Genomic DNA, 24,878 nt, shown 5'->3' with positions numbered 1-24,878 from the left:
GATCGGTGTGACCGGGCAGTTCTCGGCCGTGGACGGGCTGATCACGGGTGAGGAGAACATGCTCCTCATGGCGGACCTGCATCACCTGTCCAGGAGCCAGGGGCGGCGCGTGACCGCCGAACTCCTGGAGCGCTTCGATCTGGCGGAGGCGGCGAAGAAGCCGGCCGCGAGCTACTCCGGTGGCATGAAGCGGCGCCTGGACATCGCGATGACGCTGGTCGGCGGCCCCCGGATCATCTTCCTCGACGAGCCGACCACCGGCCTCGACCCGCGCTCGCGCCACACCATGTGGGGCATCATCCGCGAGCTCGTCACGGACGGTGTGACCGTCTTCCTGACCACCCAGTACCTCGAGGAGGCGGACGAACTCGCCGACCGTATCGCCGTGCTCCACGACGGCCGGATCGCCGCGGAGGGAACCGCCGACGAGCTCAAGCGGCTGATCCCCGGCGGGCACGTCCGGCTCCGCTTCACCGACCCGGCCGCCTACCGCTCCGCCGCCGAAGCCCTGGGCGAGGTCACCCTCCCCCTCACCCGGCCCCGCTCGAGCGGGGAGACCCCCACCGACGAGTCCCTGACCCTGCAGATCCCCAGCGACGGCAGCCAGCGCGACCTGCGCTCCGTCCTCGACCGACTGGACACCGCCGGCATCGAGGCCGACGAACTGACCGTGCACACCCCCGACCTCGACGACGTCTTCTTCGCCCTGACCAGCACCACCGACCAGCCGAACCAGCCGAAGGAGACCGTCCGATGAGTGCTGTGTCCCTCGCCGTGCGCGACTCGTCCACGATGCTGCGCCGCAACCTCCTGCACGCCCGCCGCTACCCGTCACTCACGCTGAACCTGCTGCTCACCCCGGTCATGCTCCTGCTGCTCTTCGTCTACGTCTTCGGCGACGTCATGAGCGCGGGGATCGGCGGCGGCGACGCCGACCGCTCCGACTACATCGCCTACATCCTCCCGGGCATCCTGCTCATGACCATCGGCTCCACCGTCGTCGGGGCCGCGGTGTCCGTCGCCATGGATATGTCCGAGGGCATCATCGCCCGCTTCCGGACCATGGCCATCCACCGCGGGTCGGTGCTGATCGGGCACGTCGTCGGCAGCGTCCTGCAGTCCGTCGCCAGCGTCGTCCTCGTCGGCGCGGTCGGCGCGGCCATCGGCTTCCGCTCCGTGGACGCCACCCTCCTGGAGTGGCTGGCCGCCTTCGGGCTGCTCGCCCTCTTCGCCCTGGCCCTCACCTGGATCGCGGTCGGGATGGGGATGGCCGGCCCGAACGCGGAGGCGGCCAGCAACAGCGCGATGCCGCTGATCCTCCTCCCCCTCGTCTCCAGCGCCTTCACACCGATCGACGCGATGCCCGGCTGGTTCCAGCCCATCGCCGAGTACCAGCCCTTCACCCCCGCCATCGAGACCCTCCGAGGACTGCTCCTGGGCACCGAGATCGGCCACAGCGGATGGCTCGCCCTCGCCTGGTCCATCGGCCTGACCGTCCTCGGCTACCACTGGTCGACCTCGAAGTTCAGCGACGACCCGAAGTAGGCGGCATGAGCACGCGGGCCACTCCCGCACCTCGTCCCCCGGGGCGGCATCCACCGACAAGGCGTCGGGGGGGCCGCCCCCTCGGCGTCCTCGAAGAACCCGTCGGCGTCCTCGAAGAAGTTTTTCTCGGAGCTGGTCATCAGTCGGTTCTCCTTCAGGGGTCCAGGTCCAGGTCCAGGTCCCGGCACCCCGCCGGGAGAGCCGGCTCGGGCGGGCCGGACGCACCCGCCGAACCGGCCCGGGGCCGGGTTCGGACAGCCGGTCGGCAAGGGCTCCGCGGCTGCGGGACCAGTGGTCGGAGTCCATGCCGGTCGGCATGCGAACGCCTGTTGATCTCCGTCAACGGACCTCTCCGTCAACGGACCCTCGAATTAATCCGGACTGTCCGGCTCGGCGGCATATCTGCGCACCCCGCGTTTCCGCAGGTGAGCAGCGGTGCGGTCGGCACGCCGGGAGCATCACGATCGGGTGACGGGGCCTTTTTGGGCGCCTCGGGGAACCTCAAATTCTGCTCTGAACGTCCCCCCCTCCGGGTTCACGGGCAGCCGACGGGGCCATGACCCCTGCACGGAGAACGGGGAGGGAACACCATGAAGCTGGGAATCGGGATCGGCTGGCGGCCGGAGATCGCGGCCTCCGTCGAGGCCCTACCGGGAATCGACTGGGTCGAGGCGGTCGCGGAGAACCTCTGCGACGACCATCTCCCCGAGTCCCTCGTACGTCTCAGGGAGCGCGGGGTCACGGTCGTCCCGCACGGGGTCTCGCTGGGGCTGGGCGGGGCCGACCGCCCGGACCCCGGCCGTCTGGCCGGGCTGGCCGCGCGGGCCGAACTGCTGGGCACGCCCCTGGTGACGGAGCACATCGCCTTCGTGCGCGCCGGCGGCCCGCTCACCGCCTCGCCGGTGCTGGAGGCGGGGCATCTGCTTCCGGTGCCCCGGACCTGGGACGCGCTGGACGTCCTGTGCGAGAACGTGCGGATCGCGCAGGACTCGCTGCCCGTCCCTCTGGCGCTGGAGAACATCGCCGCGCTGGTCTCCTGGCCCGGCGAGGAGCTGACCGAGGGGCAGTTCCTCGCGGAGCTGGTCGAGCGCACCGGCGTACGGCTGCTGATCGACGTCGCCAACCTCCACACCAACCACGTCAACCGCGGCGAGGTTCCCGCCACCGCCCTCGACGAACTGCCCGTCGAGGCCATCGCGTACGTCCATGTGGCGGGCGGCGTCGAGAAGGACGGCGTCTGGCACGACACGCACGCCCATCCCGTGACGCGCCCAGTCCTGGAGGTCCTCAGCGAGCTCCGCTCCCGTGTGGATCCTCCGGGGGTCCTGCTGGAGCGGGACGACGACTTCCCGCCGGCCGGGGAGCTGGCCGGTGAACTGACCGCGATCCGGACCACGCTGGCCGCGGGGGCGGCCCGCCGCCCGACGGCCCGCCGAGGATCCGCGTCCGGATCTCCGCGCCCCGCCGGCCGCACCCCCGGGGCCCGCGACCGGACCGCGGTGGCAGAGACCGCGCTGCTCTCGTGCCTGGTGGCCGGCACGCCCGCGCCGGACGGCTTCGACCGCCGGCGCCTGGGGGTACAGAGCCGGGCCCTGGCCGCCAAGCGCGCCGATGTCGTCGCCAAGGTCGCACCGGAACTGCCCGAGATCCTCGGCGGCGGCTACCGGAAGGAGTTCCTCGCGTACGCCAGGAACCGGCCGATGTCCGCCGGATACCGGCGCGACGCCCTCGCCTTCGCGGAACTGCTGCTCGTCGGGGGGCGCCCCGCCGACGAGGCGGCCCGGCGGAAGCTGACTCTCTGGTGGCAGGAGCGGGCCGCCCCCCGTCCGCCGCGCCGCGCGACCCGTCTGGTCCGCTCCGCCCGTTCCGCCCTCCTCGGAAAGTGACCGCCATGAACCTCCTCGCCCTTCTGCTGACCCTTGCCGTGGCCGTCTCCTGCACGCTTCTGTCCGTCGCGACGCGCCGCGCCGGCCGACGGGGAATCGAGTCCGCCGGGTACGTGCTCGACCTCTCCGAAGTCGCCTTCCTCAGCGGCGGTCCGGCCCGGGTCGTGGACACCGCGCTCACCCGTATGCACACGGACGGTCGGCTGACCATCGGCGGACCCGGAATCGTCGCGCTGCAGCGGGCCGAGGCCCGTGACGCGGTGGAGCGTGCCGTGCTGCAGGAGCTGGCCACGGCCCCCGACGGCGCCCTGAACACCCTGCGGGAGGCCGTGATGCGGCATCCCGCGGTGCAGGAGATCGGCGACGGACTGGCGGGCCGGGGGCTGTTGATCGCCCCCGGAGAGAGCCGGGACCGGCGCCGGTGGGGGCTCGCCCTGGGAATCGGATCCCTCGTGTGCCTCCCGCTGAGCATCCCTCTGACCGTCGCGCAGTACGTCCTGATGGACGAGTACGCGGACGCCCCGGTCCCCTTCGTCGTGAAGGTGCTGCCCGCGATCATCGCCGGGAGCGTGGTCGGACTGTCCACCGCGTCGGCCGCAAAGGCGCGCATCACCACGGCGGGACGCCGGGTCTGCGACAGCTTCCGGATCGCCAACGCCCATGTGGCCGACCCCGCCCACCTGGTGGCCACCCAGGGCCTGCGCGCACTTCCCGACCCGGACCTGCAGGGGCAGCTGGCCGGTGCCGCCCGGCAGCGGTCCTCACGTCACTCCTTGTCGGGCTCCACGGCGTCGCCCGCGGCGGCGAACGCCTTCGTGCCGGTGATCTGGTGCGCGAGCGTGGGTCCCGACAGAGGGAGCTGCGGAGGCTCCAGCGGCGGGGGCGGCCACTCCGGTCCGGGCTCCACCTGCAGCTCGGGGTCGAGTTGCAGCTCGGGGTCGGGCTGCGGCAGCGGCGGAGGGTCGAGCTGCAGCAGCGGGTCCAGTTGCGGCAGCAGCGGTGGATCGAGCTGCGGAGGCGGGGGCGGCTCCAGCTGCGGCAGCAGCTCATGAACGGACGGCGCCAGGGAGGGGCATGATTCAGCCACCCACGACCGTGTGTGACCGGGGTTCGTCCGTATCGTGAACATGGCATGGTGCTCCCTTGCCCGTTTCGCATAGAACTCGGCCATGCTCTCTGGGTCCTGGGTCCTGCTTCTTCTCGCCGCATGGGGCGCGGCCGCCGTCTCCTGCATCCGTCTGTGCCTCGTCACCGCGGGGGCGGCCCAGCGGCCGCCCACCGCCGCACGAGCCGTCGACTCCCCCGAACTCAACCTGTACGAGACGGCGTTCCTGGCCGGCGGCCCTCAGCGGGTCGCCGACCTGGCTCTGGTCTCCATGCATCTGCGGCGCAGGCTGCTGCTCGCCCACACGGGCTGGGCGACGGTCGTCGACCCGGAAGGGCGCGACGAGGTCGAGCGCACCGTGATCCGTGCGATCGGCCCTGAGGGGCAGTCCCGCATAGCTCCGATACGGGCCGCCGCCGCGGCGGCCGACGCCGTACGCTCCCTCGCCGACCGCCTGGTCGCGGCGGGGCTCGCAGTCCCCCACGGGACCCGGACGGGGCTGGAGTCGGCGGTGCGCGCGGTGCGGGGCGCGGCGGTGCTCGTGGTGGCCCTGGCAGCCACCGCGATGCTGATGCCCGGTCAGGAGACGGGCTACGCGGGGCCGGTGGCCGCCTGGTTCGGGCTGCCGCTCGTGCTGACGCTGGGCTGCCTGGCCATCGCCCGGGTGGAGAACCACCCGTACAGCCCGTGGGCCTCACCGACCGGGCAGCACTGGCTGGACTCGCTGCCGGCCCCGGTGCGCGGCGCGGACCGCGATCTCCTGGCGGCCGTCGCCGTACGGGGTGTGGGCGCCCTGGAGGACCCTGCCCTGAGGGCGGCGCTGCTGGGCCGGGCCGCCCGGACGGGGGTCTGACCCGCCGGACAGCACGAGGGCCGCCCCCGTCGCCGGGGGCGGCCCTCGTGGTGCTCTATCCAGTTGTTCGGCCCGGGACACATCGGCCGGACCCGGCGAGAAGCGGCGGTCCGCGGAGAGGAATGGCTGACTCCCCCGCGGGCCACGACAGTGCGCCGGCCTACGGCCGATGTGTACCCGGCACCGGACCCGGTGTCGCTGGAACGACGGGCGGCGTCACACGCGCCGTTGCCCGCCAACTGATCTTCCGGGTCGGGATGACCGGAAACGCTGGCTATGCGAGTCCGGACACCAAGTCTGCGACGGACCTCCTGCGGCCGGTGTAGAACGGGACCTCTTCCCGGACGTGCATCCGTGCCTCGGAGGCCCTCAGGTGACGCATGAGGTCGACGATGCGGTAGAGCTCGTCGGCCTCGAAGGCGAGGAGCCACTCGTAGTCGCCCAGCGAGAAGGAGGCGACCGTGTTGGCCCGCACGTCAGGGTAGCCGCGGGCCATCTTGCCGTGGTCCGCGAGCATCCGGCGGCGGTCCTCGTCGGGCAGCAGGTACCAGTCGTAGCTGCGTACGAAGGGATACACGCTGATGTAGTCGCGCGGCGACTCGTCGGCGAGGAAGGCCGGGACGTGCGACTTGTTGAACTCGGCCGGGCGGTGCAGCGCCATGTTCGACCAGACCGGTTCGAGTGCGCGGCCCAGCTTCGTGCGCCGGAAGAGGTTGTAGGCGTCCTGGAGCTCGTCGGCGGTCTCCGCGTGCCACCAGATCATCAGATCGGCGTCGGCGCGCAGGCCGGACACGTCGTAGGTGCCGCGGACCGTGATGTCCTTGGCCCCGAGCTGGTCGAACAGCTCCTGGACCTCGTCGGCGTAGCCGGCGCGGTCGACGGGAAGGACGTCCTTCAGCCTGAAGACGGACCACAGCGTGTAGCGGATGACCTCGTTGAGGTCCTTGGCCTTCTTGCCTGCGTTCGGAAGCTTTTCTGGCGCACTCATAGGGCTATTGTCCCGCCTCGCCACCCGTGCCCCGAACCCGGGTCGGCGTGTTGTCGATCTCCCCCGTGCGGGTGCCCGTCAGGTCCCGGGCGATCTCGTCCGCGGCACGGTGCGCACTGGCGACGCAGGCCGGGATCCCGACGCCGTCGTACACCGCTCCGCACACCCGCAGGCCGGGCAGCTTGGCGACCTCGTCGCGGATCCGGGCGACCCGGGTGAGGTGGCCCACGGGGTACTGGGGCAGCCCCCCGATCCACCGGGTGACCTCGGTGTCCACGGGCCGGGCCGCCAGTCCGGTCGCGGACGCGAGGTCCGCCAGGGAGGCGGCGACCAGCTCGGAGTCCTCGCGGTGCAGGTGCTCCTCCTCGCCGTACCGGCCCACGGAGGTGCGCAGCACGAAGAGATCGGGGGCGGCGTCGGCGACCCACTGCCACTTGTTGCTGGAGAAGGTGGCGGCCTTGATCGTGCGCCCGTCGACGGGAGGCACGAGGAATCCGGACCGCCCCCGCAACGCCTCGGTCCCTTCGACGTCGGAGCGCCGGAAGGCCATGGTGACCAGGGCCATCGAGGCGTACTCGACGGCGGCGAGCTCGACCGAAGCGGCCGGGCACTCGGCGGCGAGCAGGGTGGACGCGGACCAGGCGGGCGTGGCCAGGACGACGGCGTCGGCGGCGATCACCCTGCTGTCGGTGCGCACGTCCCAGCCGTCCGCGGTACGGGTCAGGCCGAGCACCGGCGTCTCCACGAGGATCTCGGCGCCCCCGGCCCGTACGGCGTCGGCGACGGCGCCCGGCAGGGTGCCGATGCCGCCCTCGATGCCCTGGAAGACGGGTCCGGTCTGCTGCCGGGCGGCGGCCCTCTCCTGGATGCGGAGCACTCCGTCGAGGAGCGGGCCGCCCTCCTTCACCGCCTCGAAGAGCTGGGGTACGGCCGCGCGCATCGAGATCCGGTAGGCGTCGCCCGCGTAGACCCCGCCGAGCAGCGGCTCCACGAGCCGGTCGACGACCTCGCGCCCGAGGCGGTCGGCGACGTAGGAGCCGACCGCGACGTCGTCGCCGACGGCGGTCGGGGTGAGGTCGCGCTCCTCGGCGATCCTGGCGAGGCCCTCGGGCGAGAGGACGCCGCTGAGCGCCGACGGGTCACCCGGCACCCCCATGACGTGCCCCTTGGGCATGGGACGCAGGGCGTCGCGGGTCCAGACGGACGCGGTGGCGGTGGCCGGCGGCCGGAGCCGGTCCTCCAGCCCTACCGCGGTGGCGAGCCCGACCGCTTCGGGCCGCCGCGCGAGCATCGACTCCGCGCCGAGGTCGACCCGGGTGCCCGCGATCTCACCGGTCATCAGCTTGCCGCCGAGCCGCCCGGTCGCCTCCAGGACGGTGACCCGGAGGCCCGAGTCCAGCAGCCGGTGGGCGGCGGCGAGTCCGGCGATGCCACCGCCGATGACGACGGCATGGCCCGTACGTGTGGTGTCGCGCTGAAGAGGACGCTGCATGGGTCCACTCTCTCAAACCCCGTCCGGGTCCCGGACAAAGCCGGCCCGAGTCCCGAACGTGACCGGTTCGAAACCCCTGACCGGCAACCCGCGCAGGGGTCCGCACGTCGAACCAGCACCATCGACAACGGCCCCGGGGGGACGCGTTATGCCATACGAACACCACACGGACAGTCATCCACCCACTCGCGGAAACCGTGGGCGCACGCGCGCGCTCGCAGCCGCCGGACTGCTCGTCGCGCTTCTGGCCACCGGCGCCTGCGCCGCCTCCTCGGACGGCGGGGGGCAGGGGCTGAGCTCGGCCGCGGACGACAAGGCGGCCGCCCCCGCGGCCGGAGGGGCCGGCGCGAAGGACGCGGAGAAGTCCGCCGCCGGCGCCTCCTCGGCGCCGAAGCCGGGCTCCGCGGTCGCGGTCCACGTCATCCGCACGGCCAGGCTCGGCATCGAGGTGAAGAGCGTGCCGAAGGCGGTGGCCGCCGCCCGCGCCACGACCGAGGGCGCGGGCGGGCTCGTCGCCGAGGAGAACACGGAGCGGATCGACGACACCCACGAGGTCTCCCACCTCGTCCTTCGGGTGCCCCAGGACGAGTACGCCGAGGTGCTGAGCGATCTCGCCGGGACGGGGAAGCTGCTCTCCCGGACGTCGGACGCCAAGGACGTCACCGGGCAGGTCGTCGACGTCGAGAGCCGGATCGCCACCCAGCGGGCGAGCGTCGCGCGGGTCCGCGACCTGATGGACAAGGCCGAGAAGCTCACCGACGTGGTGACCCTGGAGGGCGAACTCAGCAGACGTCAGGCAGACCTGGAATCACTTCTCGCCCAGCAGAAGTCCCTGAAGGACCGCACCACGCTGGCGACCATCACTCTCGATCTCAACGAGCCGGAGGCGCAGGCGAAGGACCCCGAGGAGGACGGCACCGGCTTCCTCGACGCCCTCGGCGGCGGCTGGGACGCGTTCGTGACCGTGCTGCGGTGGATCACGGTGGCGATCGGCGCCACGGCGCCGTTCCTGGCCGCGGCGGCCCTCCTCGCACTCCTGTGGCGGCTGGTGCGCGGCCGCCGCCCGTCATGGCGCCGCACGACGCCCGAGGAGGCCACGGAGCCCGCACAGGCGCCACCGGCCCCGTGAGCGCCGTAGCGTGGGCCCCGACCTGGCACGGAGCGGCGAAGGGACCCGGCATGGCGGCGGAGCGACTGGTGGTCGTGGGAGGCGACGCGGCGGGTATGTCCGCCGCGTCGCAGGCCCGCAGGCTCAAGGGCCCGGACGAGATGAGCATCGTCGCCTTCGAGCGCGGCGACTTCACGTCGTACTCCGCCTGCGGCATCCCGTACTGGGTGAGCGGCGACGTCGAGGGGCCCGACGACCTCATCGCCCGTACACCCGAGGAGCACCGGGCCCGGTCCGTCGATCTGCGCACCCGCACGGAGGTGACGGAGATCGACGTCGCCGGGCACCGCGTACGGGCGCTGGACCGAAACAGCGGCGAGACGTACTGGACGGGCTTCGACAAGCTGGTCATCGCGACGGGCGCCCGGCCCGTGCGTCCCGCCCTGCCCGGGATCGACACCCCGGGCGTGCACGGCGTGCAGACCCTGGGCGACGGCCAGGCGCTGCTGGACTCGCTGGACCGGGCCACCGGGCGCCGGGCGGTCGTCGTCGGGGCGGGCTACATCGGCGTCGAGATGGCCGAGGCGATGCTGAAGCGCGGCTTCGAGGTGACGGTGCTCAACCGGGGCGCGCAGCCGATGGCCACGCTCGATCCGGACATGGGGCGGCTGGTCCACGACGCGATGGACGGGCTCGGCATCACCACGGTCAACGGCGCCGCCGTCACCCGGATCGAGACCGGCGGCGACGGCCGGGTCAGCGCGGTCGCCACGGAGGAGGAGACCTACCCGGCGGACGTCGTCGTCCTCGGCATCGGCGTCGAACCGGAGACGGCCCTGGCCCGGGAGGCGGGCCTCCCCCTGGGCCCGCACGGCGGCCTCCTGACGGACCTGTCGATGCGGGTCGTGGGGCAGGAGGACATCTGGGCGGGCGGCGACTGCGTCGAGGTCCTGGACCTCGTCGCCGGTCGTACCCGGCACATCGCGCTCGGCACCCATGCCAACAAGCACGGCCAGATCATCGGGGCCAACGTCGGCGGCGGCTACGGCACCTTCCCCGGCGTGGTCGGTACGGCGGTGAGCAAGGTCTGCGACCTGGAGATCGCCAGGACCGGGCTCCGCGAGAAGGACGCCCGCGCGGTCGGTCTGCGCTACGTCACGGCGACGATCGAGTCGACGGGCCGCGCGGGCTACTACCCGGGAGCGAGGCCGATGACGGTGAAGATGCTCGCGGAGTACCGCACCGGTCGGCTCCTGGGCGTCCAGATCGTCGGCCGCGACGGGGCGGCGAAACGCGTGGACGTCGCGGCGGTGGCGCTCACCGCCGGAATGACGGTGGAGGCGATGACGGCTCTCGACCTCGGCTACGCCCCGCCCTTCTCCCCGGTCTGGGACCCGGTCCTGGTGGCCGCCCGCAAGGCCGTGTCGGCGGTGCGGGCGGGCCTGCGGGACTAGTGGGCCGTCTGCTGGTGGACGTACTCGACGAGGCGCGTGAGAGCGTCCGGGTCGGTGGTGGGCATGACGCCGTGGCCGAGGTTGAAGATGTGGCCCTCGAGACCGGCGGCGGCGTCGAGCACGTCACGGGTCTTCGCCTCCACCGCCTCGGTCGGTGCGAAGAGCACCGCCGGGTCGAGGTTGCCCTGGAGCGCCTTGCCGGGTCCGACCCGGCGGGCGCCCTCGTCCATCGGGACACGCCAGTCCACGCCGACGACGTCCGCGCCGGCCTCGCCCATCAGGCCGAGGAGCTCGCCGGTGCCGACGCCGAAGTGGATGCGCGGGACGCCGTAGGTGGAGACGGCGTCGAAGACCTTCGCGGAGGCCGGCATCACGGAGCGGCGGTAGTCGTCCGGGGCCAGGGCGCCGACCCAGGAGTCGAAGAGCTGGACCGCCGAGGCGCCGGCCTCGATCTGGACCTTCAGGAAGGCGCCGGTGATCTCCGCGAGCCGGTCGAGCAGGTCGGCCCAGAGCTCGGGCTCGCCGTACATCATGGCCTTGGTGCGCTCGTGGTTGCGGGACGGACCGCCCTCCACGAGGTAGCTCGCGAGGGTGAACGGCGCACCGGCGAAGCCGATCAGCGGCGTGGCGCCGAGCTCGGCGGTGAGCATCCCGATGGCCTCGGTGACGTACGGGACGTCCTCGGGCGTGAGGTCGCGCAGCCGGGCAAGGTCGGCGCGGGTGCGGACCGGCTCGGCGATCACCGGACCGACCCCGGGCTTGATGTCGAGGTCGATCCCGATGGCCTTGAGGGGGACGACGATGTCGCTGAAGTAGATCGCGGCGTCGACCTTGTGGCGGCGCACGGGCTGCAGGGTGATCTCGGTGACCAGCTCCGGCATCATGCAGGAGTCGAGCATCGCGATGCCCTCGCGGACCTTCAGGTACTCGGGCAGCGAGCGGCCCGCCTGACGCATGAACCAGACCGGGGTGTGCGGCACCGGTTCGCGGCGGCAGGCCTTGAGGAAGGCCGATTCATGGGTGTCGGGGGTCGTTCGCAGGCCCGAGGACGGGCCCTCCCCTGATCGGACGGCGCTGAACTCTCGGGGAAGGTCGTTGGCACTCACGCACAGAATCTTCGCACGGAGCGGCGACGAGGCGGACGTCGCGTGGGTGTCCCTCCCTGCGCGGGGCTCCGGTTCCGCCTACTCTTCCCCGCATGGCTCCGGCTCAGGGACAATTTTCCGATCATTCCGATGGCAGTGACAGCGAGGAGAGTGCGGAGGGCGAAACAGTCCCGCAGGCGTTCCGGTCGGCGGTCGACGCGCTGCGTTCCGCGCGTCTGCGCCCCGAACTGGAGGTCGAGCCCACGCGACCGCCGAAGCGGCTCGCCCCGCACGCGTACGCCGTGGAGGCCGCTGTCGTGGAGGGCGAGGAGGATCTCGCCGACGGCCGCCTGGTCCTCCTGCACGACCCGGCCGGACACGATGCCTGGCAGGGCACGTTCCGCCTGGTGACGCTCGTACGGGCCGAACTGGAGCCGGAGATGGCGGCCGACCCGCTGCTGCCCGAGGTCTGCTGGTCCTGGCTCACGGGTGCGCTGGAGGCCCGGGGGCTCTCGTACGGGGAGGCCGGCGGGACGGTGACGCGCGCGGGCTCCCACTACTTCGGCGCGTTGTCCGAGCGCCGTCCGGCGACGCAGATCGAGATCCGGGCCTCCTGGACTCCGCGCGAGGGGCGCGGCGGGGTGCCGGACATGGGCGCGCACCTGGTGGCCTGGGGCGACCTGCTCTGCCAGCTCGCCGGGCTGCCGCCGTCGGGGACGGCGGACGCGGCGGTGGTGAGTCTGCCCCAGAGGCGGGGACCCCAGGTCTCCTGACGCTGCGTCACCTTCGAGGAGAGCCGGTCGCACAGGGACCGGCTCTCTTTTCGTACAATCGATCGCGCGTCCTATTTGCCCGAATTGTTACTCACTAAATCGTGATCTTCCTCTAAAGGAGGACGCGCCTGCTGCCGAAGAGGTCAATGACCCTTCAAGCACGGTTCGCCCCGGCTTCATCCCCGAGCCGGCCCGTCCCGCCACTCCCCAGGAGGCCTGGTGTCCGTTCTCCTCGAGCAGCCCGCAAGCCTGGTCGCCTACCGCCCGAACAAGCCGACGGCCATGGTCGTCGTGGCCGACCCGCGCGTCCGTTCCACCGTCACCCGCCATCTGTGGGCACTCGGAGTTCGTGACGTCATCGAGGCGTCGTCCATCGCGGAGGCCCGCCCCCGCGTCGGCAGCCCGCGCGACATCTGCGTTGCCGACGTCCACCTGCCCGACGGTTCCGGGCTGACCCTGCTGTCCGAGACCCGAGCCGCCGGCTGGCCGAACGGCCTCGCCCTCTCCGCCGCCGATGACATCGGCGCGGTGCGCAACGCCCTCGCGGGCGGCGTGAAGGGCTACGTCGTCACCGGCACCCGTACCAACATCGGCCACCCCACCCGTCCCGGCGTCGCCCCGATCGGCGCCAATGCCGCCCGCATGCACCGCAGGCCTCCCGGTTCCCCGAGCCACCCGGGCGGCTACCGCGAACTCTCCGGCCGTGAGGTGGAGGTGCTCCGCCTGGTCGCCGAAGGCCAGTCCAACAAGGCCATCGGCGTCTCGATGGGCCTCTCCGCACTCACCGTGAAGAGCCACCTCGCCCGCATCGCCCGCAAGCTCGGCACCGGAGACCGCGCCGGAATGGTCGCCGTGGCCCTGCGGACGGGCATCATCCACTGACCCAGGAGGCCCTTCGTGCGGATCATGCCGGGTTCGCCGGTCCCGGTGCCAGATCCAGCCCGATCCGGACGAAGGGCTGACCACCGGCACCTGCGCGGATGCACATCCGGCCGGTTTATGTGCATGGCCGCCCGTCGACGGAACGTTCCGTCGACGGGCGGCGCGCATACACAGATACCCTTGGCATGTGACCGACGCCCAAGAGACCGCAGCAGACACTTCACTGCGAACCACCGGGGGCGCCCCCCCGGACGACGTCGCCCCGGCGCCGATCCCCTTGCTCGAACCGCGCGAGGGCATCCCCCCGGTGGTGGCGGACGACGACGCGCTGGCGCAGGTGATCGCGGACTTCGCCGCGGGCACCGGCCCCGTCGCCGTCGACGCCGAGCGCGCCTCGGGCTACCGCTACGGCCAGCGCGCCTACCTCGTGCAGCTGCGCCGCGAGGGCGCGGGGAGCGCGTTGATCGACCCGGTCGGCTGCCCGGACCTGTCCGGTCTCGGCCAGGCCCTCACCGGCACGGAGTGGATCCTTCACGCCGCCACCCAGGACCTGCCCTGCCTGCGCGACATAGGCATGACCCCGACCTCGCTCTTCGACACGGAGCTCGCCGGACGGCTGGCGGGATTCCCGCGCGTCGGCCTGGGCGCCATAGTGGAGAACGTCCTCGGCTACGCCCTGGAGAAGGGCCACTCCGCGGTCGACTGGTCCACCCGCCCGCTGCCCGATCCCTGGCTGCGCTACGCCGCGCTCGACGTCGAGCTGCTGGTGGACCTGCGCAACGCCCTGGAGGAGGAGCTGGACCGGCAGGGCAAGCTGGAGTGGGCGCTGGAGGAGTTCGCCGCGATCGCCTCGGCGCCGCCGGCACCCCCGCGCAAGGACCCGTGGCGCCGGACCTCCGGCATGCACAAGGTGCGCCGCCGCCGTCAGATCGCGGTCGTACGGGAGCTGTGGACCGCCCGTGACCAGGTGGCGCAGCGCCGTGACATCTCGCCCGGCAAGGTGCTCGGCGACGCCGCGATCATCGAGGCGTCCCTGGCTCTCCCGGTGAACGTGCAGGCGCTGACCGCGCTGCCCGGCTTCGGGCACCGCATGGGCCGCCGCCAGCTGGAACAGTGGCAGGCGGCCGTCGACCGGGCCAAGGAGCTCCCGGAGTCGGAGCTTCCGCAGCCGGGCCAGCAGCCGGCCGGCCCGCCGCCGCCCCGCTCCTGGGCGGACAAGGACCCGGCCGCCGCGGCCAGGCTGTCCGCGGCCCGCACCGCGGTGTCGGAGCTGGCCGAGCGGCTGCACATGCCGCAGGAGAATCTGATCACCCCCGACACCGTGCGCAGGGTCTGCTGGGAGCCGCCCAAGGTCCTGACCCCGGACACGGTCGAGGCCGCGCTCTCCGCTCACGGCGCGCGCCACTGGCAGATCGGCCAGGTCGGGCCCCTGCTGCTGCGGGCCCTGGACACCAGCGCCTGACACACGTCCCGACACGCGTACGCCCCCCGCCGGATCCGGCGGGGGGCGTACGCGTGTCGGGAGCACACCCGGGACCGCATCGTCGAGGAGGATCGAATTCACGCCACTTACCCGGCCCTCCCGGGCGGCCGGAGGAGCCCCCCTCCCCGTGTGACGTTCGCCGCTCCGGCGACGGGGGGTGGGCAGTCTGGTTACCCGCAAGTAGCATGAGGGTCGTGGCGTACCGATGCGTGCGCCCGCAGCAGTGCCATCCCGCACCCTGGAGGAGAGCCACCGTGCCTCGTACCATCCGGGACGTCGTCTTCGTCGACGGCGTCCGCACCCCGTTCGGCAAAGCGGGCCCGAAGGGCATCTACCACGAGACCCGCGCCGACGATCTCGTCGTGAAGGCCATCCGGGAGCTGCTGCGCCGCAACCCGGACCTCGACCCCGCGAAGATCGACGAGGTCGCCATCGCCGCGACCACCCAGATCGGCGACCAGGGCCTCACCCTCGGGCGTACCGCCGGAATCCTGGCCGGTCTGCCGCAGTCGGTGCCCGGTTACTCCATCGACCGCATGTGTGCGGGCGCCCTGACCGCCGTCACCTCGACGGCCGGCTCCATCGCCTTCGGCGCGTACGACGTCGTCGTCGCCGGCGGTGTCGAGCACATGGGCCGCCACCCGATGGGCGAGAGCGTGGACCCGAACCCGCGCCTCGTGTCGGAGAAGCTGGTCGACGAGTCCGCCCTCTTCATGGGCATGACCGCGGAGAACCTGCACGACAGGTACCCCTCGATCACCAAGCAGCGCGCCGACGAATACGCGGTCCGCTCGCAGGAGAAGGCCGCCAAGGCGTACGCCGACGGCAAGATCCAGCAGGACCTGGTGCCGGTATCCGTACGCCGTACGAACGCCGAAGCCGGGGAGACGGGCTGGGGCCTGGTCACCGCCGACGAGCCGATGCGCCCGGGCACCACGCTGGAGTCGCTGGCCGGTCTGAAGACCCCGTTCCGCGCCCACGGCCGCGTGACGGCCGGCAACGCCGCGGGGCTCAACGACGGCGCCACCGCCTCGCTGCTCGCCTCCGAGGAGACCGCCCGCGAACTGGGCCTCCCGGTCAGGATGCGCCTCGTCTCGTACGCCTTCGCGGGCGTCGAGCCCGAGGTCATGGGCTACGGCCCGATCCCGGCGACGGAGAAGGCCCTGGCCAAGGCCGGTCTCTCCATCGAGGACATCGGCCTCTTCGAGATCAACGAGGCCTTCGCCGTGCAGGTGCTCGCCTTCCTGGAGCACTACGGCATCGCCGACGACGACCAGCGCGTCAACCAGTACGGCGGCGCGATCGCCTACGGTCACCCGCTGGCCTCCTCCGGCGTCCGTCTGATGACGCAGCTGGCCCGCCAGTTCGAGGAGCACCCCGAGGTCCGCTACGGCCTGACGACGATGTGCGTCGGCTTCGGCATGGGCGCGACGGTCGTCTGGGAGAACCCGAATTTCGACGGAGGCAACAAGTGAGCACCACCACCACTGAGCTTCTGAAGGGTGCGGCCGAGCTGTTCCCCGGCGAGGTCGTCACGCAGGCGCACGTACGCCACCTCGACCTGCCCGGCGGTGCGGGGCGCTTCGCGCTCATCACCCTGGACAACGGCTTCGACCACACCAAGCCGACCACCATCGGCCCGCAGTCGCTGGCGAATCTGAACGCCGCCATCGACCAGGTCGAGAAGGAGGCCGCCGAGGGCTCCGTCGTCGGCATCGGTGTCACCGGCAAGCCGTTCATCTTCGCGGTGGGCGCGGACCTCAAGGGCGTCGAGCTCCTCAAGGACCACAAGGACGCCCTGGCGATCGGCAAGGGCGGCCACGACGTCTTCCGCCGCCTCTCCGGCCTCGCGGTCCCGACCTTCGCCTACTACAACGGCGCGGCCATGGGCGGCGGTGTGGAGGTCGGGCTGCACTGCTCCTACCGCACCGTCTCCAGCGCGCTGCCGGCGTTCTCGCTGCCCGAGGTCTTCCTCGGCCTGGTCCCCGGCTGGGGCGGCTGCGCGCTGCTCCCCAACCTGATCGGTGCCGACCGCGCCGTCTCGGTCATCATCGAGAACTCGCTCAACCAGAACCGTCAGCTCAAGGGCAAGCAGGTCTTCGAGCTCGGGATCGCCGACGCGATCTTCGAGGGCGCGGACTTCCTGGAGCAGTCGCTGATCTGGACCGCGTCCGTCCTCAAGGGCGAGCTCGCGGTCGAGCGCCCCGAGGTCGACCGGGGTGACGCCTGGGACCAGGCCGTCGCCCGCGGCAAGGCGATCGCCGACTCCAAGGTGCATGGGGCGGCCCCGGCCGCCTACCGCGCGCTGGAGATCATCGCCGCGGCGAAGAGCGGCGACCTGGGCGCCGGCTTCGACGCCGAGGACCAGGCCCTCGCGGACCTGATCATGGGCGGCGAGCTGCGCTCCGGGATCTACTCCTTCAACCTGGTCCAGAAGCGCGCCAAGCGCCCGGCCGGCGCTCCGGACAAGGCCCTGGCCCGTCCGGTCACCAAGGTCGGTGTGGTGGGCGCGGGCCTGATGGCCAGCCAGCTCGCCCTGCTCTTCCTGCGCCGCCTCGAGGTCCCGGTCGTCCTCACGGACATCGACCAGGAGCGCGTCGACAAGGGTGTGGGCTACGTCCAGGCCGAGATCGACAAGCTGCTCGGCAAGGGCCGCATCAACCAGGACAAGGCCAACCGCCTGAAGGCCCTGGTCTCCGGTGTGCTGGACAAGGCGGAGGGCTTCTCCGACGCCGACTTCATCATCGAGGCCGTCTTCGAGGAGATCGGCGTCAAGCAGCAGGTCTTCGCGGAGGTCGAGGCGGTCGCCCCGGCGCACGCCATCCTCGCCACGAACACCTCGTCCCTCTCGGTCACCGAGATGGCGTCGAAGCTGAAGAACCCCGAGCGGGTCGTCGGCTTCCACTTCTTCAACCCGGTCGCGATCCTCCCGCTCCTGGAGATCGTCCGTGGCGAGCAGACGGACGACGCCTCGCTGGCCACGGCCTTCGGTGTCGCCCGCAAGCTGAAGAAGACCGCGGTGCTGGTGAAGGACGCCCCGGCGTTCGTCGTCAACCGCATCCTCACCCGCTTCATGGGCGAGATCCAGAACATCATCGACGAGGGCACCTCCGTCGAGACGGCGGAGAAGGCCATCGAGCCCCTCGGCCTGCCGATGTCCCCGCTGGTGCTGCTGGAGCTGGTCGGCCCGGCCATCGGCCTGCACGTCTCCGAGACCCTGAACCGGGCGTTCCCGGACCGCTTCACGGTCTCCGAGAACCTCGCGGCGGTCGTCAAGGCCGGCAAGCGCGGCTTCTACGTCTACGACTCCGGCGCGCCGGTCCTGGACCCCGAGGTCGCGGCCCTCCTCAAGCAGGGCGACACCGTCCTGACGGAGGAGCAGGTCCGTGACCGCGTCCTGGACGCGGTGGCGCAGGAGATCGGCCTGATGCTGGCCGAGGGCGTCGTCGCCGAGCCCCAGGACATCGACCTGTGCCTGATCACGGGCGCGGGCTGGCCCTTCCACCTGGGCGGCATCACGCCGTACCTGGACCGCGAGGGTGTCTCGCAGCGGGTGAACGGCAAGCCGTTCCTCGCGCAGGGCGTGGCGAGCGTTCCGGCGTAACGCCTTCCGCTCCACCTCGGGCCGCACAGGTGCTGACTCCTGTGCGGCCCGTTGCCGTTCCGTGGAGTCCCGGCCCGAGCGGTGCTTATAGGCTGAGCCGGTGATTCACAGTCGACGGCGACGGCGCTTCGCACGTCGGGCCGTCGTCTGCGCCACCGTGGTGTGCCTGACCCTGCTCGCGACGTCCGTGCTGCGCGACGGCGGGAGTTCCGGGACGGTCACCTCTCCTCGGCTGAGGATCGCGACCTGGAACCTGTGCGGCGTCGAGCAGTGGGGCTGCCGGAACACGGGAACGCGCCAGGAGAAGATCGCTGTGATCGAGGACCTGGCCGAGTCGGACGGCGTCGGGACGTTCCTGCTGCAGGAGGTCTGCACCGCGGATCTCGACCGGGCGACGGCCGTGTTGGGCAAGGGGTGGCACAGTGCCTTCCGCGCCTACGCCTACCGTGACGACAGGGGGCGCCTCACCCCGGTCCGCTGCACGGGTGGGGGCCGGGGCCGGGCCGGCTTCGCCCTCCTGTCCTCGTCCCCCCTGTCGGACGTCGCGCCGATCCCCTCACGACAGCCCGCAGTGGGCCTGCAACGAGGAATCCTGTGCGCTTCGCTGGCCGCTCGTGACGTCCGGATCTGCAACGCGCACCTCAGCGTCGTGGGGGCCGACCACGCGCATCCCTCGTGGGAGTACCGCGACGACCAGTTGAAGACCCTGTTCGCCGCCGCGGACGCGCGCACCGTGATCGGTGGCGACTTCAACAGCTCGCCCCCGTCCGCGTCCAACAGGACGTACCGCTGGATCTGGCCGCACGACGCCTACGACCGCTACCGGGAGTGCGATCAGCGAGCGCCCGGCTCACGGACGGGCAGGGCCACGCACCGCTCCGGCGTCAAGGTCGACTACCTGTTCACCCGGCTCGACCGGCGCGGGTGCTCGGTCCGCCGCACCCGCATGTCGGACCACTCCGCGCTGGTGATGACGGTCGGCAGGTGACGGTCATCGGAAGTAGCCGGTCGGCGCCTGTGCCTGCAGGGGTTCGGCGGCTCCGGCCACCTGGAAGGAGGCACCGCTCCCCCGGGAAGCGACGCCTTCGGCGTCGACGGCGTAGCAGTCCACCGTGTGCGGCCCCGGGAGCCAGGACCATCCCGGGCTCCATGACCAGCTGCCGTCCGCCGACACCGGCACGGACCCCAGGGAGACCCCTCCCTCGGCGAACGTCACGTGCAGCGCGTGCTCGGCGTAGCCGGCGACTCCGGCCTCGGAAGCGGTGACGTGCTGCCCGGGGGCCGGGTAGGAGATCGTGGGCGGAGCGGGAGCCCTTCGCTCCTGGGGCGGAATCCGCTCCTCCGTCCCGAAGGGCAGGGAGTCGTGTGCCGTGACCGTGAAGGTGGCCTCGGCCCTCGGGGAGTGGAATCCGTCGGCGTCCACCGCGAACATACGGACGGTGTGTTCCCCCTTGGACCAGGCGCGGTCCCGGGTCCAGGACCAGCTGCCGTCCGGGGAGACCGGAGGGGAGCCCACGTACTTGCCCTTCTCCCAGAAGCTGAGCCGGACCGCTCCGCGAGCCGTCCCCGCGAACCGGACCTTCGCGTCGGCCACGCGCTCGCCGGCCGACGGCGAGACGACCACCGGTGCGGAGAACGACTCCCGCACCTGGGAGGTCGACTTCAGGTAGGAGTCGATGCCGGACCTGTCCACGTCGGGTTGCTCGTGGCCGTTGGTCACGAAGCCGATGCGCGGGGCGATCCCGTCGACGAGGAGATTGAGGAGACCCATCAGCGCCGGGACGTTGCGCCGGGTCACCGTCGTGTGGTCGGTGATGAAGGGTGAGTCGCTGTAGACGAAGTTGAAGTTCTCGTACCCCCGGAACAACGGCAGGAACGGTTCCACCTGCACGCCGTAGTTCTCGTCCTGCGGCGAGGACAGCAGGTAGAGGTTGGCGCGGGGATTGGCCTCGGCCCGCACGAGATCGGGGATGACACGATCGAGGATCTCGATCCTGTCGTCCGTGACCTGCCCGCCCATCATGAAGTCGGCGATCGCCGGACGCTTCTGCACGGAGATCCCGATGCGGAACATGGGGACGATGGCCACGATGTTCCGGAAGCCGTACTTCAGACCGAAGTGCAGGGCGGCGCTGCCGCCCTTGGATCCGCCCCACATGGTGCACTGGTCGGGGGTCAGCCCCAGGGAGTGCATCACGTTGGAGATCAGCGTGATGACGGATCTCTCCAGCTCGAAGTCCATGTCCTTGCACAGGTAGTAGCTGTTCTTCCCGTCGAACATGTCCCGGACCCAGAGGATGTTCGCACGGACGTTGTCGAAGACTCCGTTGGACCATCCGTAGTCGTCGGGCGCGGAGAAGTTGGCGAAGACGACGACGAGGTGCCGGTTGCCGCTCTTGGCATGGCTGAACCGGTAGTGGACCGGATAGGCGCCGGACGTGTCTATGCCGGTGAGGACGGGGCGGCTGGAGGTGGCTGTCTTAGACATGGAGGGGGTCCGTCCTCACGGCACGCGGGAAATCGGTGGGGTGCGGTGCGTCCGGTCCCGTGTCCGTCCTCACCGAGCCGTACGCCGGATGACCCGCGAAGTCCTGGGGCTCCCGGATCTCATGGAGCGAGAGCCGCAGGTCGGACGCGGCAGCAGGCCCGGCGGGGACCGTGTCCCCTCCCGCGGCGAGAATGTGTTCGGCGAGGCGGGCCGCCGCATAACCGTCGTCCAGGTCGCAGAACTCCTCCTGGAACCAGGCGTACCGGTCGGCGTAGCCCTCCTGGATGCGGTCGACGTCCTCGATGGCGGAGATGAGCTCCGCGGATTCGAACAGCAGCGGCCCGGGGGCGCTCTGCTCGAAGTCGAAGTAGAAGCCGCGGAGGGTGTCGCGGTAGTGGTCCAGGTCGTAGGTGAAGAAGAGGATCGGCCGCCCCGTGTTCACGAAGTCGAACATCAGGGACGAGTAGTCCGTGATCATCACGTCGGTGATCAGCGAGAGGTCCGCCATGTCCGGGTAGTCGGACACGTCGAAGACGAAGCCGTCGCCGGCCCCGGGGACCGGGTCCACCACGTTGGGGTGGCGGCGCACCATGAGGACGTGGTCGGCGGAGAGCCGGGCTCGCGCGTCCTCGAGGTCGATCCTGAAGTCGAACTTGTACTTGCCCGGAGCGTAGAACTGGTCGTCACGCCACGTCGGCGCGTACATGATGACGCGCTTGCCGGGCGGCAGGCCGATGCGCCGGCGGATCTCCTCGGCGCGGTGCTCCGTTCCGGGACGGCGGAGGATGTCGTTGCGGGGGTACCCGCACTCGACCATCTCGCCGGGGAACTGGAAGGCCCTCTTCAGGATCGGCGTGGAGAAGCTGTTCGGGGAGACCAGCATGTCCCAGTTCTGCACCTCCTTCGCGACGCGCTCCAGGTAGCGCTGGTCGGCGAAGTGCACCGCCTCGATGTCGTGGCCGATCTTCTTGAGCGGGGTGCCGTGCCAGGCCTGCACGACCACCTGATCGGCGCGCTTGTCGAACCAGTCGGGCAGGTGGTTGTTGGCGACGACGTAGCGGGACGTGGCCAGGGCCTCGTACCACTCACGTGACCACATGCGCACCGGAGTCGCGGTGGGCGGCACCTGGACCTGGTCGTCGCGCACGACCCAGAGGTGGTCGAGAGCGACACCCCGGCGGACCATCTCCTCGTGGACGGCGCGCGGACTGTCGGAGTACTGCGTCCCCTTGAAGGCGTCGAAGAGCACGGCAGGCCTGATCGGTTCGCGACGGGCCAGGGGGTAGTTCCTGGTACGCAGCAGCTTCTGCCGGTACGGCCCTCTGGCGTCCTCGGCCATGGCGGACCGGACGAGCAGCGAGAGCCGGTCGTACGCCTCGGCCTGGAGTTCGTACCCCCTGCCGCTCTCCTCGATCTCCTGCGGAAGGGTGCTGATGAGGCTCTGCTCGACCTTCATCATGAGGTCGGCCTTGCGCACGTCGGGCGCGACCTCCGAGGGGTCCTCGCGGCGCAGGAAGAAGTCCCAGCGCCCGGCGGCCAGCGGAATGTCGCCCGCGAGCGTCGCCATCGCCACGGGGGTCACCACCACCCGGAAGCTGTCACCGGCCCACTCCATCGGCACGGCCCGTTCGGCACCGTGCGCGCGCGACCTGACCACCACGTGCGCGCTGGCATGCTCGCGGGTGCTCAGCAGATCGGCGCAGGAGTACCGGCCGATGAGCTCCAGCGAGCCGTCCTCGCGCCAGCAGTGGTCGGTCAGCAGGGGCAGCGCGGCGCGCTCGAAGAGCACCACGTAGCCGGAGCCGTTGCCGTGGACGACGATCTCGCGGTCACCGTCGTCCGTCTGGAGACCCGCCGGCATGCGGTAGTGGCCGTCGGCGGTGTCCTCGGCCATCACCGGGTACAGGGGCGTCTTGCGGCCTTCCACATGCACGGTGGTCTTCCAGCCGTTGCTGCCCATCGTCCACGCCTGCGGGACCGATTCGCCCGTCGCCCTGGACCCGGGTACGAGCTTGTCCAGCGGGACCCTGGCCACGAAGGTGCACCAGCCCTCTCCGCCGGGCTGGAAGGACAGCCACGCCTCGTGCCGTCCCGCACCGTTCATGCTGACCACACGGAGCTTGCCCCACTCGGGCACCTTGGGGCCGAGGTAGACCCCGCCGATCTCCAGGTGGGATCCCGTGATGCGGTGCCTCGTGACCCGGCACCGCACCCGCTCGACCCGGATCTTCAGACCGCCCTGGACGAACAGGGGCACGATCCGTGTGTTCTTGTCGACATAGCGGCACGGCGGGTTGGCGGCCGAGCCGGCCCCGCCCCTGCCGATGCTCTTGTACCGGAACAGGCCGCGGCTGAACACACCGGCCGCGACGTCCCAGGTCCCTTCGACCCACTCGCCCTTCTTCTTGAGGCGGGTGGTGTCGAACCGGGTCTCGAAGCCTGCCCAGTCGTAGCAGTACCGGTTCTGGTTCGAGTACTCGGTGGCCTGCGGGTAGAACGTCGTCCTGGCCAGGTTGACGAGCGTGCTGCCGGACTTCTTGTTCCGCAGGGCCAGCATCTTCGTGGACATGTGCCGCTTGTGCACGTTGATGAACCGGACGTAGGCGGAGCCCGACAGCGTCAGCCACTGGGAGTCCCACCGGGCGGCGGTGAGGGAGCTGAAGGGCGAAAGTTCCTTGTCGAGCCGGTAGTCGCGCTTGTAGAGGCCCGTCTTGCGGTTCCCCAGGTGCGGGTAGTTCAGGTAGCGGCGGAATCGCCTGCGGACCGGCAGCGGCCCGCCCTTCCTCTCGAACTCCAGGACGTCGAGGAGCTCGTCGAGGCGGCCCTGGTGGACGAGGAGCCACTTCACGCGGGCATCCGCGGGAAGCTCCTCGATGATGTCGTCGTCGGCCTCGCTCAGGAAGTCCTGGGCCGCGTACATGAACGCGTCCCTGTAGTCGTCGTCGGCGTCGGGGAGGACCTTGAGGTGGAGCATGAGGTCCGACTTCAGGCACGCGAGGTCGTACTTGCGCTTGTGTTCCCTGAAGGAGCGCGCACGGTGCTGCCCGAGGAACCGTCTCACGGACTGAACGGCTGCGACCCGGTCCTGGAGGTTGCCGAGCTCGGTGTGCCTCTGCGTGATGGAGGGTGCGGCTCCACCGTCCCGCCTTCGCCAGAAGTAGACGATGTCACTGATGACATCGACCTTCGCGGCCTTGAAGTGGGCGAACATGTTGACCCAGGAGTCCTCGTAGAGAACCCCTTCCGGGAACTGGATGAAGTGGTAGTCCCAGAAGCTGCGGCGGAACACCTTGTTCCAGACCGTACGGTCGTAGATCAGCGCCTCGAAGCGCGTGATGTGGGTGCCCTTGCGGTCTCGCTGCATCGGGCCTTTGTGGAGCGGGGACTGCCACTTCGTCGTGGAGTTCATCATCTGCACGTTGCCGGAGACGAAATCCGAACCGGACTCGGACACCGTACGGATGAGCAGTTCGTAGGCGTACTCCGGAATGACGTCGTCGCCGTCGGCGAACACCAGGAACTCGCCCTCGGAATGCATCTCGCGGAGCCCGGTGTTGCGGGCGTGCCCGGGGCCGTTCGCCTCCTGGTGTATCAAGCGGAAACGAGGATCCTCGGCACAGAACCTCTCGGCTATCGCGGTCGAGGAGTCCGTCGATCCGTCGTCGACCATGATCACTTCGAAGTCACGGAAGGTCTGCCGCGCGATGGACTCCAGGCACTCCGTGAGGTACGTCTCGACGTCCTGGAACGGGACGATGACGCTCAGACGGGGCCCAGCGGCCATCATGCACACTCCAGTTCGAGGCAGGAGAGATCGCCCTGCACCACTACCGACTTCTCACGTTCCGCGCACTGCCCGTCGAGTCGTCGTCGACTCGCAGTCGGGCACCCCCGTCGATCGCTCGCGGCTCAGCTCTCGAACTGTCGCTTCAAATGGGAATCTTAAGTGAACATTAAAAGATGTCAATGCGCAGATTCAGCGAAAGATCGCGCACGCCCCTCGACATCACGGCGTGATACACGCCATACTTTCCGCCGCACAACCTTCGGGGTCACTGATCGATCTGACTCGAAAGGCCCTCTTCCGCCGCGCGGCGGACATGCGGACCGGGTCCGCCGTCGAGGCGGAGGC

General features: G+C 70.9%; 18 protein-coding genes. 13 read left to right on the top strand and 5 right to left on the bottom strand.

What is annotated here, in order from left to right:
- From B9S57_RS22115 to B9S57_RS22090, 5 genes are all read left to right on the top strand, one after another.
- The coding region (locus tag B9S57_RS22115; RefSeq protein ID WP_103514013.1) for an ATP-binding cassette domain-containing protein at positions 1–757 on the top strand (757 nt) is incomplete at its 5' end.
- Positions 754–1,545 carry an ABC transporter permease gene (locus B9S57_RS22110; RefSeq protein WP_103514014.1) on the top strand — a complete coding sequence of 264 codons (792 nt, stop codon included), beginning with the start codon at positions 754–756 and terminating at the stop codon, positions 1,543–1,545. The genes B9S57_RS22115 and B9S57_RS22110, both read left to right, overlap by 4 nt.
- 590 nt (positions 1,546–2,135) lie before the next feature.
- On the top strand, positions 2,136–3,431 hold the full coding sequence (locus B9S57_RS22100; RefSeq protein ID WP_103517300.1) for a DUF692 domain-containing protein: 1,296 nt from the start codon (positions 2,136–2,138) through the stop codon (positions 3,429–3,431).
- 5 nt (positions 3,432–3,436) lie between these two features.
- Positions 3,437–4,483, top strand: coding sequence for a TIGR04222 domain-containing membrane protein (locus tag B9S57_RS22095; RefSeq protein ID WP_103517299.1), 1,047 nt, complete (start codon positions 3,437–3,439; stop codon positions 4,481–4,483).
- 117 nt (positions 4,484–4,600) lie between these two features.
- Positions 4,601–5,389 carry a TIGR04222 domain-containing membrane protein gene (locus B9S57_RS22090; RefSeq protein ID WP_103517298.1) on the top strand — a complete coding sequence of 263 codons (789 nt, stop codon included), beginning with the start codon at positions 4,601–4,603 and terminating at the stop codon, positions 5,387–5,389.
- A 274-nt stretch (positions 5,390–5,663) separates the two neighbouring features.
- On the opposite strand, the gene hemQ is transcribed toward B9S57_RS22090, so the two are convergent.
- Together hemQ and hemG are read right to left on the bottom strand one after the other, a co-directional pair.
- Positions 5,664–6,377: a hydrogen peroxide-dependent heme synthase gene (gene hemQ, locus B9S57_RS22085; protein WP_103517297.1), complete on the bottom strand. Its 714-nt coding sequence runs from the start codon at positions 6,375–6,377 to the stop codon at positions 5,664–5,666.
- Between the two features lie 4 nt (positions 6,378–6,381).
- Positions 6,382–7,869, bottom strand: coding sequence for a protoporphyrinogen oxidase (gene hemG, locus B9S57_RS22080; protein WP_103517296.1), 1,488 nt, complete (start codon positions 7,867–7,869; stop codon positions 6,382–6,384).
- A 148-nt stretch (positions 7,870–8,017) separates the two neighbouring features.
- Between hemG and B9S57_RS22075 the strand changes: the two genes are divergently transcribed.
- Together B9S57_RS22075 and B9S57_RS22070 are read left to right on the top strand one after the other, a co-directional pair.
- The gene (locus B9S57_RS22075; protein WP_103517295.1) at positions 8,018–8,998 is read left to right on the top strand and encodes a DUF4349 domain-containing protein; all 981 of its coding nucleotides are present in this window, start codon (positions 8,018–8,020) and stop codon (positions 8,996–8,998) included.
- A gap of 50 nt (positions 8,999–9,048) precedes the next feature.
- Positions 9,049–10,431 carry an FAD-dependent oxidoreductase gene (locus B9S57_RS22070; RefSeq protein WP_103517305.1) on the top strand — a complete coding sequence of 461 codons (1,383 nt, stop codon included), beginning with the start codon at positions 9,049–9,051 and terminating at the stop codon, positions 10,429–10,431.
- Here B9S57_RS22070 and hemE read toward each other — a convergent pair.
- On the bottom strand, positions 10,428–11,537 hold the full coding sequence (hemE, locus tag B9S57_RS22065) for a uroporphyrinogen decarboxylase (RefSeq protein ID WP_103517294.1): 1,110 nt from the start codon (positions 11,535–11,537) through the stop codon (positions 10,428–10,430). The two genes, B9S57_RS22070 and hemE, sit on opposite strands and share 4 nt — an antisense overlap.
- Before the next feature lie 92 nt (positions 11,538–11,629).
- Here hemE and B9S57_RS22060 point away from each other — a divergent pair, with 92 nt between their 5' ends.
- The 6 genes from B9S57_RS22060 to B9S57_RS22035 all read left to right on the top strand — a co-directional run bounded on the left by B9S57_RS22060 (position 11,630) and on the right by B9S57_RS22035 (position 19,246).
- The gene (locus B9S57_RS22060) at positions 11,630–12,289 is read left to right on the top strand and encodes a DUF3000 domain-containing protein (RefSeq protein WP_103517293.1); all 660 of its coding nucleotides are present in this window, start codon (positions 11,630–11,632) and stop codon (positions 12,287–12,289) included.
- Positions 12,290–12,508: 219 nt separating this feature from the next.
- The gene (locus B9S57_RS22055; protein ID WP_103517292.1) at positions 12,509–13,171 is read left to right on the top strand and encodes a response regulator transcription factor; all 663 of its coding nucleotides are present in this window, start codon (positions 12,509–12,511) and stop codon (positions 13,169–13,171) included.
- A gap of 187 nt (positions 13,172–13,358) precedes the next feature.
- Positions 13,359–14,633, top strand: a complete 1,275-nt coding sequence (locus B9S57_RS22050) for a ribonuclease D (protein WP_103517291.1) — start codon at positions 13,359–13,361, stop codon at positions 14,631–14,633.
- 275 nt (positions 14,634–14,908) lie between these two features.
- Complete coding sequence (locus B9S57_RS22045) at positions 14,909–16,129, top strand: acetyl-CoA C-acyltransferase (protein WP_103517290.1); 1,221 nt, start codon at positions 14,909–14,911, stop codon at positions 16,127–16,129.
- Positions 16,126–18,258: a 3-hydroxyacyl-CoA dehydrogenase NAD-binding domain-containing protein gene (locus B9S57_RS22040; RefSeq protein ID WP_103517289.1), complete on the top strand. Its 2,133-nt coding sequence runs from the start codon at positions 16,126–16,128 to the stop codon at positions 18,256–18,258. Before B9S57_RS22045 ends, B9S57_RS22040 begins: the two co-directional genes overlap by 4 nt.
- Before the next feature lie 100 nt (positions 18,259–18,358).
- A complete protein-coding gene (locus tag B9S57_RS22035) occupies positions 18,359–19,246 on the top strand; it encodes an endonuclease/exonuclease/phosphatase family protein (RefSeq protein ID WP_103517288.1) in 888 nt (295 codons plus the stop codon).
- Between the two features lie 3 nt (positions 19,247–19,249).
- Here the strand turns inward: B9S57_RS22035 and B9S57_RS22030 are convergent, their stop codons facing one another.
- Both B9S57_RS22030 and B9S57_RS22025 read right to left on the bottom strand, forming a co-directional pair.
- Positions 19,250–20,746 (bottom strand): hypothetical protein, encoded by a 1,497-nt coding sequence (locus B9S57_RS22030; RefSeq protein ID WP_181011434.1) that lies wholly within the window; start codon positions 20,744–20,746, stop codon positions 19,250–19,252.
- Positions 20,739–24,533, bottom strand: coding sequence for a bifunctional glycosyltransferase family 2 protein/CDP-glycerol:glycerophosphate glycerophosphotransferase (locus B9S57_RS22025; protein ID WP_258036509.1), 3,795 nt, complete (start codon positions 24,531–24,533; stop codon positions 20,739–20,741). The genes B9S57_RS22030 and B9S57_RS22025 overlap by 8 nt, the downstream gene beginning before the upstream one ends.
- Between the last annotated feature and the right edge of the window lie 345 nt (positions 24,534–24,878).

Origin of the sequence: Streptomyces sp. SM10 (assembly GCF_002910915.1) — a bacterium.
GTDB lineage: Bacteria > Actinomycetota > Actinomycetes > Streptomycetales > Streptomycetaceae > Streptomyces.
This window is presented reverse-complemented; position numbering and strand designations above follow the sequence as displayed.